At 50.5% G+C, this 14,828-nt stretch carries 16 protein-coding genes and 1 rRNA gene; 16 read left to right on the top strand and 1 reads right to left on the bottom strand.

Annotated elements, in window-relative coordinates:
- Positions 1–345 precede the first annotated feature (345 nt).
- From I4V53_RS07350 to I4V53_RS07300, 11 genes are all read left to right on the top strand, one after another.
- Entirely contained in the window at positions 346–750 is a 405-nt protein-coding gene (locus I4V53_RS07350) for a hypothetical protein (protein WP_195985012.1), read from the top strand.
- 178 nt (positions 751–928) lie between these two features.
- Positions 929–1,141: a hypothetical protein gene (locus tag I4V53_RS07345; RefSeq protein WP_195985011.1), complete on the top strand. Its 213-nt coding sequence runs from the start codon at positions 929–931 to the stop codon at positions 1,139–1,141.
- 62 nt (positions 1,142–1,203) lie between these two features.
- Complete coding sequence (locus tag I4V53_RS07340; protein WP_195985009.1) at positions 1,204–2,235, top strand: heavy metal-binding domain-containing protein; 1,032 nt, start codon at positions 1,204–1,206, stop codon at positions 2,233–2,235.
- Positions 2,236–2,373: 138 nt separating this feature from the next.
- Entirely contained in the window at positions 2,374–2,745 is a 372-nt protein-coding gene (locus I4V53_RS07335; RefSeq protein ID WP_195985007.1) for a BlaI/MecI/CopY family transcriptional regulator, read from the top strand.
- Entirely contained in the window at positions 2,745–4,565 is a 1,821-nt protein-coding gene (locus I4V53_RS07330) for a M56 family metallopeptidase (protein WP_195985005.1), read from the top strand. Before I4V53_RS07335 ends, I4V53_RS07330 begins: the two co-directional genes overlap by 1 nt.
- 177 nt (positions 4,566–4,742) lie before the next feature.
- Positions 4,743–5,219 carry a hypothetical protein gene (locus I4V53_RS07325; protein ID WP_195985003.1) on the top strand — a complete coding sequence of 159 codons (477 nt, stop codon included), beginning with the start codon at positions 4,743–4,745 and terminating at the stop codon, positions 5,217–5,219.
- An 83-nt stretch (positions 5,220–5,302) separates the two neighbouring features.
- Positions 5,303–6,019 carry an ABC transporter ATP-binding protein gene (locus tag I4V53_RS07320; protein ID WP_195985001.1) on the top strand — a complete coding sequence of 239 codons (717 nt, stop codon included), beginning with the start codon at positions 5,303–5,305 and terminating at the stop codon, positions 6,017–6,019.
- Positions 6,016–7,647: a putative ABC exporter domain-containing protein gene (locus tag I4V53_RS07315; RefSeq protein WP_195984999.1), complete on the top strand. Its 1,632-nt coding sequence runs from the start codon at positions 6,016–6,018 to the stop codon at positions 7,645–7,647. Before I4V53_RS07320 ends, I4V53_RS07315 begins: the two co-directional genes overlap by 4 nt.
- Before the next feature lie 352 nt (positions 7,648–7,999).
- The gene (locus I4V53_RS07310) at positions 8,000–9,265 is read left to right on the top strand and encodes an AAA family ATPase (protein ID WP_195984997.1); all 1,266 of its coding nucleotides are present in this window, start codon (positions 8,000–8,002) and stop codon (positions 9,263–9,265) included.
- Positions 9,265–9,915 carry an RloB family protein gene (locus I4V53_RS07305; RefSeq protein ID WP_195984995.1) on the top strand — a complete coding sequence of 217 codons (651 nt, stop codon included), beginning with the start codon at positions 9,265–9,267 and terminating at the stop codon, positions 9,913–9,915. The genes I4V53_RS07310 and I4V53_RS07305 overlap by 1 nt, the downstream gene beginning before the upstream one ends.
- 288 nt (positions 9,916–10,203) lie before the next feature.
- Entirely contained in the window at positions 10,204–10,557 is a 354-nt protein-coding gene (locus tag I4V53_RS07300) for a helix-turn-helix domain-containing protein (RefSeq protein ID WP_286167064.1), read from the top strand.
- Positions 10,558–10,705: 148 nt separating this feature from the next.
- On the opposite strand, the gene I4V53_RS07295 is transcribed toward I4V53_RS07300, so the two are convergent.
- On the bottom strand, positions 10,706–10,993 hold the full coding sequence (locus I4V53_RS07295) for a helix-turn-helix domain-containing protein (RefSeq protein WP_195984993.1): 288 nt from the start codon (positions 10,991–10,993) through the stop codon (positions 10,706–10,708).
- Between the two features lie 208 nt (positions 10,994–11,201).
- On the opposite strand from I4V53_RS07295, the gene I4V53_RS07290 reads away from it, so the two are divergent.
- The 5 genes from I4V53_RS07290 (at position 11,202) to I4V53_RS07270 (ending at position 14,647) form a co-directional block, all read left to right on the top strand.
- Positions 11,202–11,510, top strand: coding sequence for a helix-turn-helix domain-containing protein (locus I4V53_RS07290; protein WP_195984991.1), 309 nt, complete (start codon positions 11,202–11,204; stop codon positions 11,508–11,510).
- 178 nt (positions 11,511–11,688) lie between these two features.
- Positions 11,689–11,805, top strand: a 5S ribosomal RNA gene (gene rrf, locus I4V53_RS07285).
- A 145-nt stretch (positions 11,806–11,950) separates the two neighbouring features.
- Positions 11,951–12,964, top strand: a complete 1,014-nt coding sequence (gene aroF / locus I4V53_RS07280) for a 3-deoxy-7-phosphoheptulonate synthase (RefSeq protein ID WP_195984989.1) — start codon at positions 11,951–11,953, stop codon at positions 12,962–12,964.
- Between the two features lie 69 nt (positions 12,965–13,033).
- The gene (locus tag I4V53_RS07275; protein WP_195984987.1) at positions 13,034–13,945 is read left to right on the top strand and encodes an AraC family transcriptional regulator; all 912 of its coding nucleotides are present in this window, start codon (positions 13,034–13,036) and stop codon (positions 13,943–13,945) included.
- 387 nt (positions 13,946–14,332) lie between these two features.
- Positions 14,333–14,647 (top strand): helix-turn-helix domain-containing protein, encoded by a 315-nt coding sequence (locus tag I4V53_RS07270; RefSeq protein WP_195984985.1) that lies wholly within the window; start codon positions 14,333–14,335, stop codon positions 14,645–14,647.
- Positions 14,648–14,828: the final 181 nt, after the last annotated feature.

The raw sequence follows: 14,828 nt of genomic DNA, 5'->3' as shown, positions 1-14,828 counted from the left end.
AAAAAGTAATGCCCCTTTAGGGGCCCGCCATGAGTCAGCAATGCAGTTGGCCGACCCATTCGTGGCCCCTTCAGGGGCGTTGTCTGTATCATGCCCTTCTAGGGCTTTCCCAAGCCCCCGGCTTTGCCGGGGGTCCTGACTCTAAAATTTTAGCAAGGTGCGGGATCAAAAATTCTATGATTTAGCTTGAACGTGAATAATATTGACAGACATAGATCATAAGTGAAATCTTATGATACTGTAAATTTGATTCGAAAAAGTCGATTCCAATGTATCTCGCTAAGGATACTTATAGAAAAGAAATATATAAAATCCCGGATGCCCTTTATTTGGGAGGATTGCTTCATGAGCCGTATAAGAACTTTCTATCAAGTGTTAGGTGATTCCTATTATGAGAACCCGTTTACTGTAAGCATCGGTCCCTTTCTGATCCTGATTTCCTTCAGTTTTCCGGTCGGTTCTGTCATTTGGTACATTCTGATACTGCTTGCATTTGGGCTTTCCTGCTGCCAGAGCTTCAGGATTCGCAGAAAATACGGAAGAGAAATGCAAAAGTCCGGTTATTCCTTTGTTTCCTTTCTTCCACTGATTTTGATTCTTGCCTACCTGCTTACCGGAGCGGCACACTATTTTATCATGATTGCGGCGGGTCTCGTGTTTCTGTACGATGTTGCCAGGATCTATATAATGGACAAAAAAATGACGAAGGAGGAAGGCAACGACGACCCGGGGGGCTTTAAAAAGCCTTAAACGATCATATGGGCAAAAGCATAGGACCATGGGAAAACGTACAACGACGGTTTTCCTCTTAGTCTTGAGCTTTTGTTCATTACAGGGTGAATATTATTGGACAGGCGTTGACAATTTGGTGCAAAAGAAAGACAATAGAGTTGGAAGGATGAAGCCGTGATGAAAGGGAGGTTTTGCAGTGAAAGGGAAGGAAAAACTCCGCAAGTTCTGGAACCGTGCCTGCCTCTATTATTTGTATCTTCCATCCATTCTCCTGCTGATTGCGCTTTATATCCCAAACCGCACTATGAAAATGGCCTTGGGCGTTTTGGCGGTCGTAACGGCGCTTCTTGATCTGCTGCGGTACATATATAAAAGAAAAACCTGCGGAAATCCCAATAAAAACAGATAAAATACAACGTTAAAATAAGCAAACGGCCGTTGCCGGCCGCACATGGAAAAGGGGAAGAAAATATGGGGTCTATTATGCTGACGCCGGGTTTTGACTTAAAAGGATACAATATCGTCGAATACCTGGGCTGCTGCACCGGAGAAATCCTGTTGACAGAAGGCGATCTGACCGGCGCGACAAAGGCCGCGATCGGACGAATGGAGGAAGAGGCCGCGCAGATGGGCGCGAACGCTGTGATCGGCATGAACGTTCAATATTCCAATTTTCGCGAGGACATGACCTTTGTGGTTGCGAATGGCACGGCGGTCAAGGCAGAACAACTGCGGCAGGACCCGGAGGCGCCTCCGGAGATTCTTTATACACTTCCGGTTACCAATTATAACCCGGAGCTGCCGTTTCAAATGCTCAAAGTCCGGGTTCGTGCTGACGGTGCGGTGCAGCTTTTATTTGCGCCGATTAAAAACAGTAAAATCACGGCGCTGAGCGTACATCTTTATTTTGTAAATATCTTTGGGGAAACGATTCTATTCAAGCAGGTGCCGTTTCTTGAGATAAAGAATACGGCGGGCGTCTGTTATACGGAGGCCTGTAAGCTGGACTTTCCCTATGGCGTGCTAGGGCAGTTTGCATCCGCGGTGGTGAGCGTGCGGAAATATGTGCGGAATGGGCTGGTTTATTCCTGCAAAAAAGAGGACAAAGATATTTCGCTGGACGGCGCCCGTTTGCAGGAACTCCGCATCCAGTATGGGCAGGACGTCGTCAGTGGGTATGTCGTGGGCGTTAACACCTGGACCTGCCTGTGCGGCAAAGAGAACGATTATTCCGCGGCGGTATGTGAGCGCTGTGGCAGGGAAAAGGGCCTGTTTCAGGAGAAAACCAGGGAAGACAGCCTGCAAACCGTACTCGAACAGGCGAAACAGCTGGGTTCTGTCAAAGAAATCTGGAACTATATGCTTGCATATCAAAAGGAAAACGGGAATTCGATTCCAAATGCTGTTATGACTCTGGTGCGCGACAGCGCCGCCCTGGAACGGCTGTATGGTAACCAGAAGGAGGACTGCATCCGGAAGCTGGTGGAGTTGGTCAACAAATAAAGGAAGCCTGTGCCGATCCGGCGCGGGCTTTTTCCTTATTCAAAGACTGTTGCTTGACAAACTGCGGAAAGTGCCGTATAGTCTGTTATACATACAAATGTATGTATAACAGACGTTTTGTTGTGTGAGGTGAAACAATTGAAAAAACTGTCGGAATCTGAATTAGACGTCATGCTGGTCATCTGGAACGCCGAAGAGGCATTGGACACCGGAGAAATTGTTCGCCGGCTCGCGCCGCAGTACGACTGGAAGCTGCAGGCGGTACAGGTGTTTTTAAGCCGGTTGGTCAAAAAAGGCTTTCTCCGCTGCGAAAAGCTGGGCAGGATGAATTACTACGCGCCGCTCGTCGCGGAGGCGGACTACCGCGCCCAGGAGACAGCTTCCTTTGTGGAGAAGCTGTACCGCAATTCATCGAAATCTTTGATTGCCGCTTTGGTGCAGTCCCAACCCCTGAGTGGAGAGGAGTTGCGGGAAATTCGGGCGCTTTTGGATCGGGAGGAGGAAAAATAATGCTGGAAAATGTTTTGATCGGCGTGCTGGACGTCTCATTGCAAATGTCTTTGTTGCTTTTGCTGTTATTTGCGGCGGACAGATTTCTTTCTAAACGGATTTCGGCACAGGCAAAATGCTGGATCTGGACCATCTGCGGCGTCCGCCTGCTGATACCGGCGACATTTTCCTTCTCCATATCAGAATACAGTGCAATTCATGCGCAGCAGGCGGTAAACGCGTCGATTTCCGCAGCAGCGCCGGCAGATAGCGCGGTGGGAACCGTTTCCGCGGCGCCCGCCGCAATGGAACCTGCCGCTTTCTTTCAGGCGCCGGTGGAACGCCTGTATGAGCATATCACCGTGCTGGAGATTCTTGCCGTTGTCTGGGCGGCGGTCGCTCTTGGTTTCTTGCTGGTGCATTTGCTGCTGTATCTCCTGCAGGCGCGGTTTCTCCGGAAGAACGGGGAAGCGGTATTGGATGGGGATATGCGTTCCCAATTGGAGCAGGTTAAGGCCGAAATGCGGGTAACCCGTCCGATTCAATTGCTGGTATGTGAAAAAGCCGACAGCCCCATGTTGCTGGGCCTGTTTCACAGCTGCCTGGTCTTGCCGCGGTTGGATTTTACCCTGGAACAGCTTGCGATCATCATGCGGCATGAACTGGCGCACTGCAAGCGGCGCGACCTCCTCGTAAAGTGGCTGTTTTTGTTGGTGCGGAGCGTCCATTGGTTCAACCCGCTGGCACACATCCTGGCGAAAAAGGCGGATTTTGATCTGGAAAGCGCCTGCGATGACACCGTGCTGCGGGGGAAAGACAAATCATACCGCAGGCAGTATGGGAACGTCCTGCTGCATGTGCTTGCGGGGCAGCGAAAAGGCCCGGCGCTGTCCACCCGGTTTTCCGGAAATACAAAGGAAATCATCCGTCGGTTCCAAAATATTATAAGAGTGGAACCGAGACGGAGAGGAATTGTTTTGCTTTGCTGTGTACTGGCAGGAATGCTGGCCCTCACAAGCGGCTTGAATCCGGCGACGGCGCGGACGTTGAGCGCCAATCTGTTGTCGCAGGCGCAGGCGGCGGAGACGACGCCGCAGAAGCTGGCGGAGTTGAAGCAGATGCTGACGCTTTGTGTAAAAGGCTCCGTTTTTGATGCATATCGGCCGTTCCGCGACTTGCCCTTAAACACGGAAACGTATAAACGGTGTGAGCAGGCGGAAACAACATACAGAGATTTACTGTTACAGTATCGTGAAAGCTGGCAGACGCGGGAGTATGTGGAAAACGCTTTTTTCCTCGCGGTGGACAGCGATACTCAGGAGCCCATTACGACGGGGATATTTTGCTGCCAAAACGATAACAATATTCAAAATGGTGCGCTGTCCTTGATCTGGCTGGACTTTTCAGCGGAAAATGATTTACAAGTTGTAGATATTGGTTGTGTTTATCCTGGTGGGAATCGTATGGATGAAAAATGGAACGGCATACTGGAGATCGAAAAAGAGCAAAAACAAATTGCGGATGCCTTTCAGATTGACCTGTCGCAGTATGAAAGAGCAGATTCTGACGTTTATCCCATTGTGGTTCGGAATCAGGCGTTTTCCATTAAATCGTCGATTCAAAAGCAGCTGGTGAAGACAGGGCGGTATCAATTTGAGAAATTCCATGTAAATCACGCGCGGGTTTATCTCCGGAAAGACGACACAGGAGGCGTCCTGTTGAATCTGGACGACAATGGAATATATGCGCACTTTTTTCTGTTGAAGCCCTATGATATGAGAATCCGAACCAGCAGCATAGAAAGCCTGTATCCCATTATAGAAAACCGCTGTATTACCTGAAAAATGGGAGTTTATGCGGCGATATAAAAAAGGAAAAAGCCCGGCGGAAGCGCACGTTTCCGCCGGGCTTTTCCATGCTTGTCCTTTTTTTCACAAAATCCATTGTTTTCTTCTTGACAAAACGGCGCGCAGCACGTATTATTGTATTAACATACTAGTACAAAGTGAGGGGTAGTTATGAATTACTACGGTCCAGCGGAAGAAATGATCATTGCGCAGACGATGACGTTTATCATGACCATGATTTTCGCCTGCCTGCTGTCCGTGGCGTCACAGATCCTGTTGGCGTTTGCCACCTACAACGACGCGAAGGCGCGCGGCAACAGCGACCCTGTAATGTGGGCGCTGCTGGTGGGGATTCTGGGGTGGATTCCCGGCATCGTCTATCTCTGCCTGCGCAACAATGCGGCAAACCGCCTGATGACCTGTGCGAAGTGCGGGTTCACGCACCGCATCGCGGAGCCGTTCTGCCCGCAGTGCCGGTCGGAGAACCCGTACAGCGCGCCGTTCTACAGCCCGCTTGCGCCGCGGCAGGCGCACAATGCGAAGCTTCTGCTGATCTGGGGCATCGTGGCCTTTGCCGCCGCAATTGTGCTGATGGTCATCGGTGTGGTTGCGCTGGTCAACGGAATGATTATGGCGGGCGCGTATTAATCGAAAAGGAAAACGAAAGCCGCCCGTGACGCTGGAACGCGTACCGGGCGGCCCATGGACATCTGTGAGTGGGAGGGAAAACCATGCTGCAAGTAACGGATCTTTCAAAAGTGTATCACAATCTGGTGGCGAACGATCACCTGAATTTTACCGTCGAACCGGGCGAGATTGCCATTTTACTCGGTCCCAACGGCGCGGGCAAGTCGACCGCCATCAAATGCATCGCGGGGCTGCTGCGTTTCCAGGGAAATATTCAGATCTGCGGCCACCCGAATAAAAGTAAAGAGGCAAAGCGTTGCTTCGGCTATATCCCGGAGATGCCCTCCCTGTATGAGGCGCTGACGGTGCGCGAGCATCTGGAGTTCATCGCGCGGGCGTACAAGGTGGAAGATTGGGAAAAACGCGCCGACGAGCTGCTGGTTCGGATGGAGCTGGATGATAAACAAAAAAAGCTGGGCAGCGAGCTGAGCAAGGGCATGCAGCAGAAGGTAAGCATCTGCTGCGCGCTGCTGCCCCGGCCAAAGGTGCTCATGCTGGACGAACCGCTGGTGGGCCTGGACCCGCACGCGATCAAGGAGCTGAAACAGATGCTGCAGGATCTGCGGGCCGAGGGCTGCGCGATCCTGGTCAGCACGCACATGCTGGACAGCGTGGAGGAATTCTGGGACAAGGCGCTGATTATGATGAAGGGCCGCATCGCCGCTGTGCGCACCCGCAGGGAAATTGAGGCGAGCGACGAGGACCTGGAGCAGCTCTTCTTCTCCATTACGGAAGGCGGGCAGGACGGAGGCGCGCTATGAGTGCGATCCTGTATATGGTCCGCAAGGACTGCAAAAACCGGATTCTGGCGCTGTTCCGCCATCCGGCAAAGCTGATAATGTACCTCTTTCTGGTTGCACTGCTGGGTTTCTCACTGATTAACGTCGCGTTTGCCCCCACGCCGGAGCTGGGCGAAACCTTTGCGGACATCCGCATTCTGCACGGAGCGTATTTCGGCATCCTGCTGTTTTTCATGGGCGTATTGGTTCTGAACGCGCTGCAAAAGGGGACCACCTTTTTCGGCATGGCGGACGTCAACCTGCTGTTTGTCGCTCCGCTTTCGCCGCGCAAAATTCTGGCGTACGGGCTGGTCAAGCAGATGGGCCGCACGTTGCTGATGGTCTTTTTCTTTCTGTTCTACGGCGCGATGCTGGCGCAGACCTTCGGCATCGTGTGGACGGACACGCTGGCGCTGGTGATCGGGTCGGCTGCGGCGCTGTTTGTGGTGCAGATGCTCTCGCTCTTGCTCTACAACGTGACCAACGGGCATCCCGGGCGGATCCGCACCGCGAAGGGGATTTTGTATCTCTATGTTGCAGCCGTGGTGGGCATCGTCGCGTTGGATTTCACGGCGGGCGGGTCCACGCTGGAAGCTCTGCTGGCGGGCGTTTCCTCCCCCAAGCTGGAATACCTGCCGCTGGTGGGCTGGATCAAGGCGGCGTGCTTCGGCTATATCGACGGCGACACGGGCAAGATGCTGCTGTATGCCGCCCTGACACTGTTGGCGGCAATCCTGTGCATCGTTGTGTTTGTGCGCGGCAAAGTGGATTACTATGAGGACGTGCTGCAATCGACGGAACAGACGCAGGCGCAGAAGGACGCCATCAAGAAGCAGGGCAACGCCGGCATGGTCAACGTGCCCGGAAAAAACAAGAAGCTGAAGGTGACAGTGACGGGCCTGAACCGGGGATGGGGCGCGAACGCGTTCTTTTACCGCCATCTGTGCGAGGCGCGCCGCAGAAGCAGGCTGGTGTTTGTGGATTCCACCACGGCGCTCATGGTGGCAATCAATCTTGGCCTGACCTTCTTTTTGGGGCGCGCGTGGCAGGCCGACGGCGAAGTCCTGCCCACGGGTATGATGCTGCTGATCGTCACACTGTTCAGCACTTACCTGCTGTTCTTTTTCAACATGGCGGGGGCCTGGTCGCGCGAACTGCTCAAGCCGTACCTGTATCTGGTACCGGAAAGCCCGTTTGCCAAGCTGATCTGGGCGGCGATGACGACGCTGCTCAAGCCGGTGGTGGACGGCGCGATCTTATTTACAGTGATGTGTGTATACCTGAAAGCAAATCCATGGACGGCGCTGCTGGGATTCCTTCTCTATGCCAGTATGGGCGCGGTATACATTGCAGGCGACGTATTGGCGGAGAGGGTGATTGGCAAGTCCGCGAACCGCGGCTTGATCATGATGCTCTACATGCTGTTCCTGATCCTGCTGATCCTGCCGGGCGTGGTGGTTTCCATTGTCCTGCTGGTGCTGTTCCTCGACGTGGCGCCCGCAATCCTGCTGGTCCTGCCGGCGGTGGTCTGGAACCTGATTGCGTCCGCGGGCGTGTTCTACTTCTGCCGCAACATGCTTGACAACTCCGAATTCATCAACGAACTCTGAGGACCTCCGGTCGGGACGGCGCGGGCGGAAGCCCAGTGAAGCACAAGACCACGGAAGGCCGCGACAGAAAGGACCCGTTCCCGGGGATGTAAAGACAGCGGCATACTGAATCATAAATATAAGCTCTTGTTAGAGGACAGATACAGAACGCCCGGCGGGTTATCCCGCCGGGCGTTCTTGATGAGAAGTAAAAAATGAGCGCTGTAAAACAGGATATTTCAGTGTATAATTCGGAATAGAAGCTTGCAAAACGAAAGATTTAAATAAAAATACACTTTTATTTGAGAAATTTTCTCAAATAGGCAATAGCCTTTAAATTAGTGCTTATAATATAGGAAAGGGGGAAAGAACGATGTTAATACAATTTCGGTTTAAAAATTTTAAATCATTTAAAGATGACGCGATATTAGACCTGTCTGCTACTAAGATAACAGAGCATGCCAGTCGTGTGATACAAGTTGGAAAGGAAAAGTTATTGCCGGTCGCGGCGATTTATGGTGCGAATGCAAGCGGTAAGTCAAATGTGATTGAAGCCTTTCGATTTATGATGACATATGTTTTAGATTCTTTCAATTACGGCGGTGAAGTAGAAAACAAAAGGACAAAAGAAAAAAAACTAAAGAAAACTCCGTTTTTATTTGATAAGGACAGCAGGAATAAAGAATCGTCGTTTGAAGTGTATTTTATTGAGCCGGAAGATCGCGGAGGTAAATCGTATAATTATGGATTTACCCTGAATCAGAACGGCGTTGTGGAAGAATGGCTCAATACAAAAGCGAAAACGGCGCGTGATTTCAAAAAATTTTTTTACCGTAGCGGTGACGAATTAGATCTGTGCGGCCTTCCAGCAGCAAGTCAAGACAATATCCGTGTTGCACTGGAAAAAGAAGCATTGATTGTGTCGCTTGGTGCGAAATTGAAGATCGCAAAATTGAAGATGGTTAGAAATTGGTTTTATGATAATACCGTCACCAATTTTGGTGATCCCATTGAAAATGTATTTTTATCAAGATTTGTTCCAGGGGGCTTTATCCATGATAAAAATGTTCAGGAGAATGTGGCTGATTATCTCTCGATGTTTGATTCTTCTATCCTTGGGTTTCATGTAGAAGTGCAAGATGAAAATACAGATATGGAACAGGTTGATGTTAGTACATTGCATCGGATGATTGATTCCGATGAAGTCGTAAGACTTCCGTTAGAGGAAGAGTCGGATGGAACTTTAAAAATGTTTACGCTTTATCCAATGTTACTGGATGCTTTAGAATTGGGAAGCACATTATGGGTGGATGAATTGAATGCACGGTTGCATCCACTGCTGGTCAGGAATATTCTCCTTATGTTTTTGAATACGAAAATCAATACGAAACATGCACAACTGATTTTTACAACGCATGACGCATGGCAGCTTTCAAATCATTTGCTTCGCAGGGATGAAATTTGGTTTACAGAAAAAGCGGCCAATGGAGTTTCTTCTCTGTATTCTCTGGCCGATTTTATGGACGAAGATGGAACAAAGATTCGAAAGGACGAAAGCTACGAAAAAAATTATCTGCTGGGAAAATATGGGGCGATTCCCACCTTGAAGTGTTTTGACATGTTTAAGGAGGAAGCGTAATGGCAAAGACGGACAGAACGGGAAACCGTAAAAGAAGGGAAAGCTTTACAAAACGCAAACCGGATATGGGATACTACAGCATCATTACGGATACGGAAGAAACCGAGAAAAACTATATTTATGGATTCAGGGATTCGTTTCCGGAAGCTGTACAGAAGCGTTTGGTTATAAAAGTATTGGAGACAAAAACCAATGAACTTATAAAGCAATCCTTGGATCAGGCATTGCTTGAAATTCCATATAGTCGAGTTTGGATTGTATTTGATCGCGACCGGGTAGTGGGTTTTGATGATATTATTGCGGAAGCGGAACGAAATGGTATAAGCGTAGCCTGGTCAAATCCCTGTATTGAAATTTGGTTTGACGCTTACTTTGGAAAGATGCCTGCATATCAGGATTCTGTTGCCTGCTGCAAAGGATTTGCTAATACGTTTGAAACAAAAACAGGGCAGAAATACAAAAAATCGGATAGACAGATTTACAATAAGCTGAAACGTTATGGAGACGAGGATACAGCAATCCGAATCGCGGAAGAGAAGCTACAGGGATACAAGCGGGACGGTGTGGAAAAACCGTCTGAAATGTGTCCCTGTACAACCGTGCAAAAATTGATTTTGGAAATCAGGCAAAAAATTGCGCAGTGTACATAGGCAATAACTGCACCAAAAGAACGCCCGGCGGATCATTCCGCCGGGCGTTCTTTTGGTGCAGCATCTATATATTAGGGGTTGGCTTAGGCAGGGAAAACAGCAGCTCATAGGGGCGCCCAGAATCAGCGCATCCAGCGTTACCCCGAAAAGCTCGGCCAGAAAAACCAGCTTTTCAATGAGTTTTGCCAGTGTGACCCGGATGTATAACTTAGTAAAATATAAAGCACATGTTTATTTGATTAAGTTTTATTTGTGTGGTACACTGTTTTTATAAAATTGAGGTGATGGATGATGACTTTAGGAGAACGGATTAAAACAATCCTGTCTGAACGCAATATAAAACAAGTAGAGTTTGCAACCGCATTGGGTGTTAGCGCCAACTACATTAATCAATTGGTAAATGGGAAAAAGACAAGCATTTCAGATACGTTAGCCAAGCTCATTGAAGAAACCTATGGTTTTTCCGCACAGTGGGTTATGACCGGGGAAGGGGAAAAAAATTTGACTCCTCCGTTGTCAACAGCTAAAATTCAATTTATGAAAAAGTTAAAAAAGATGCCGGATGATGAGGTTGCCGCACTGCTGGCTTTTGCAAACTCTCTGGACCATGTGAAAAAAGCTTTGGGAATGAAGGATGAATAACCTGCGTCAGTACCGGCAAGCAGCGCGCAGATAGATAGGAATGTCGCCTGTTGATGAGCCGCCGCCTTTTATATATGGATGGGCAAGAGACAACGCATACGATTTGGGCCAAACGTTTCGGGAACGGCACAGACAAGCCCCCGGCGGATTATTCCGCCGGGGGCTTGTCTGCTGTTATGCAATCTATATTAGGGGTTGGTGCAGGCGTGGAAAAAAGATCGGAAAGACCGCCAAAGACCAGCGTGTCCAACGATACGCCGAAGAGTTCGGCCAGCTGGGCCAGCTTTTTCAAAGGAGGTTCCGAAGAGCCCCGTTCGTAATAGGAATAGGTAGAGCGGTCGACCTCCAGGAATGCGGCCACGGCCCTTTGGGAAAGGCGGTGGTACCGGCGCAGGGTCCGGAGGTTTCGGCACAGGTGAATGTTATTGTTTTCCATTCGGCGGCCTTCTTCCTCAAAAAGCACCAGTGGTGTATTTTTTGTTGATATTTTCGCCCGGCGGTGAATCAAAGTGGTTTACAATACAAATGAAAAGCGAACCCAACCACATAATAACCGATATAGATACGCTTCCGGTGGAATGAAACAGGAAAAAAACAGCAAATCGTGAAGCGGCTTACCAGATCGGCCGAAATTGGTGATGAGAATGGACGAAAACAAACTGTATGATTTGGGGCAACGGCTCAGAGAACTGCGAAAAAGCAAGCGGCTGACGCAAAAACAGGTGGCGGAGCGGTTGCATATCAGCGCCAGTGCGGTCAGCGGATACGAGGGAAATGTAAAAACGCCCTCCGTGGATATGCTGGTGGAGCTTGCCCGGTTGTACAATGTTTCCACCGATTATCTTTTGGGTGTGGATAACCGCGCCGTGGTCTGCGTGGAGGGATTGACCGCCCGCGAGGTTTCGCTGATTGAGGGCACCATCGAACATTTTATACGAAAGAATCCGGTGTAAAACGGGCGAAAATGTGGTATACTCTATCATAGAAAAGGGCAAAAAGTCGCTGGGATTCTCGTATAAAAGCCGCCTTCAAAAAAATTTCAAAAAAACGGAAAATAATACTTGCATTTTGTCAGAGGCTGTGATAATATATAGAAGTCGCCGGTGAGCAATTCACCCGGCAAACTGAATAGTTGGTGTCGATGACGATGAGGGTCCACCCGTTCCCATCCCGAACACGGAAGTTAAGCTCATTAGTGCCGACGATACTTGGCTGGCGACGGCCCGGGACAATAGGAAGACGCCAACACCAAAAGCAGTCACCCAATAGGGTGGCTGTTTTTATTTTTTCCAAAAGATTTTCCGGCAAAACCTCTTGCTTTTTTGTGAATCATCCGTATAATAGTATTTAGCGCTTTAAAGCATAAAGTAACAAAAGTATAGGAGGAACCGCCATGATTATATTGATGAAGCAAAACTCTACCCAGCAGGACGTAGAGAAAATCATAGACATTTTAAAAGAGCACGGACTGGGGGCAAACCTGTCCAAGGGCGCGCAGGCGACCATCATCGGCGTGTTGGGAGACAAGACCCGGCTTGCCAACGTCAACCTGGAGCTGATGGACGGCGTGGAAAAGTGCGTGCCCATCATGCACACGTATAAGCTTGCCAGCCGTGAGATGTGCCCGGACGGGCGGATCGCCAGGGTGGGGGAGGAAGCCATCGGCGGCAAAAAGCTGGTGATGATGGCCGGCCCCTGCGCGGTGGAGAGCGAGGAGCAGATTCTGGAAGCAGCGCGGGGCGTCAAAGCCGCCGGTGCAACCTTCCTGCGCGGCGGCGCGTACAAGCCGCGCACGTCCCCTTATGCGTTCCAGGGCATGGAGGACGAGGGCTTCAAGCTCCTGCGCATGGCGGCGGACGCAACCGGCCTGAAGGTGGTCAGCGAGGTTGTCGCGCACGACCAGATCGAGACGGCTGCCAAATACTGCGATATGTTCCAGATCGGCGCGCGCAATATGCAGAACTTCCGTCTTCTGCGCGAGGTCGGGCGCTCCGGCGTGCCGGTGCTGCTCAAGCGCGGCCTGTCCTCCACCATTGAGGAGTGGCTCGACGCGGCGGAGTACATCATGAGCGAGGGCAACTACAATGTTGTCCTCTGCGAGCGCGGAATCCGCACCTTTGAGACGGCGACCCGTAACACGCTGGACGTCGGCGCGGTGGCGGTGGTCAAGGAGCGCAGCAGCCTGCCGATCATCATCGACCCGTCGCACGCCGCGGGCAAGGCGCGCTATATCGAGGCGCTGTCCCTCGCGGGAATTGCCGCGGGCGCGGACGGCCTGATCATCGAAGTGCATCCGAACCCGAAGGCCGCGATGAGCGACGCGGCGCAGCAGCTGCCGATTCCGGTCTACGCCGACCTGTTCAACAAGGTCCGCACGGTGGCGCAGGCGGTGGGAAGAGAACTGTAAAGAGGGCATTTCCGGTCAAGCATGCGGGCGGCCTCCTGTGGTATCCTATGGACAAAGGAGGCGTTAAAAATGTACGCATGGGAACAGATTCAAAAAACCGTGGACTATATCGAAGAACATATTTCCGAAGAAATGACCATAGAGGAGCTTGCCGGGCAGGCCGCGCTGTCGCCGTTTTATTTCCAGCGGCTGTTCAGCCGTCTGGTGAAAAAACCGGTGATGGAGTATGTGCGCCTGCGCCGGATGGCGCGCGCGGCGGAGCTTCTGCGGGAAGACCGGCGGATTCTGGACGTCGCGCTTGACGTGGGACTTTCGTCACATGAGCACTTTACCCGCACCTTCAAGGATACGTTCGGCATGACCCCGGAGGAATACCGCAAAAATCCGATTGCGCTGAACCGCATGACAAAGCCGCAGCTTGCCCTGCACTATACCATGATCGACGAAGGCGTACCGCTGGTGACGGATGGTATCGTGCTGGAGATCGGCCGGAAGACGCTGGCGGAGCCGGAACGTTTTATCGGCCGGACTCAAAAGATGCCGGTCGGATTTGTCGACGGGCTGGGCGTGGCTTCCGGCGTGGACCCGCTGGAAACGCTTTGGACGACCTTCCATGAGGAAAAGGAGGGGCTTTCCGCCCTGCTGCCCGGCGGCGATGAGCTGGGGGTATCCTATCCGGACGCGGAAAGCGGCTATTTCCGCTATTTTGCGGGCGGGCAGGCCCGGGGCGATGCACCGGATGGGTTCGATTGCTGGGAGCTTCCCGCGGGAAATTATATTGTCTGCACCTTTGAGGCTGAACATTTTGAAGCGCTGGTCATGGACGCGCTCTACAAAGCGCAGCAATACCTGTTCGGCGTGTGGCTGCCGCGGCACGGTTTGACCACCGCGCCGTTTTCGGTGGAACGCTACGAATCGCACGGCAAAGACGCCACCCAAATGGAAATCTGGGTCATGCCGCTGGAGAACGGACGGGAATAAAAGGTGAATCAATCAAGCGCCCCGATCAATCTGATTTCAGTTTGATCGGGGCGTTTTGGATTTTTTCCAGTGATAATATGAGAATCGATGTATTCAATTTTAGTTCACTCCAATTTATATCTCAATTATGCCGGTTAATCTCCGAATACTTAGATGATTGAGCGCACTTCATAAAAAATGCGTTATCATAGAATCATTGCGCGGCAGGAAAGATGAGAAAATGAGTTTCATGGCAGAACTGCAAGATGTTATGAAAGAATTTATATCTAAACAGAGGAGCGTGAGTGCCGTATCAAACGGGTAAACGGATGCTCATTTTCCAGACACAGTCAATCTGTATATTTGATATACTTGCTGCCAGTTAATTATGAAGGGCTGATGGTTAAGATGGACGATACAAGCGGTGCCACATCCGATTTGGGCCAAAAACTGCGGAGATTGAGAAAAAGCAAACGAATGACGCAAAAGCAGGTGGCAGACCGTTTGTATCTTCGCCCCAGCACTGTCAGCAGTTATGAAAGAAATGATAAAACGCCTTCCCTGTTCACACTGAAAAAGCTCGCATACTTATTTAACGTCAGTGCGGATTTTCTTTTGGGTATGGAATCCCGCTATCAGATTAATACGGATGGGCTAACATCTCGCCAGATTTTTTTGATAGAAGAAACCATAGAAAGTTTTAGACGAAAAAATCCCAGATGATGAAAAATTCCATTTGCTTTTCCGTTGGAAGGATTAGATGCGCTTATAGTTCCGTTCTTGTCTATGACAGATTATAAAGTGAGAAAATACAGGCAATTTAATGTGAAATGTTTTGAGGTGCGCTCTTGACATCCTCTGAAAAAGTCCCTATAATAAACCTATTGTAAACCATACTAAAACA

The organism is Clostridium sp. D33t1_170424_F3, assembly GCF_015667585.1.
Lineage (GTDB): Bacteria > Bacillota > Clostridia > Oscillospirales > Acutalibacteraceae > Anaeromassilibacillus.
The sequence above is the reverse complement of the archived record's forward strand: the minus strand, read 5'-3'. Positions and strand labels throughout refer to the sequence as shown.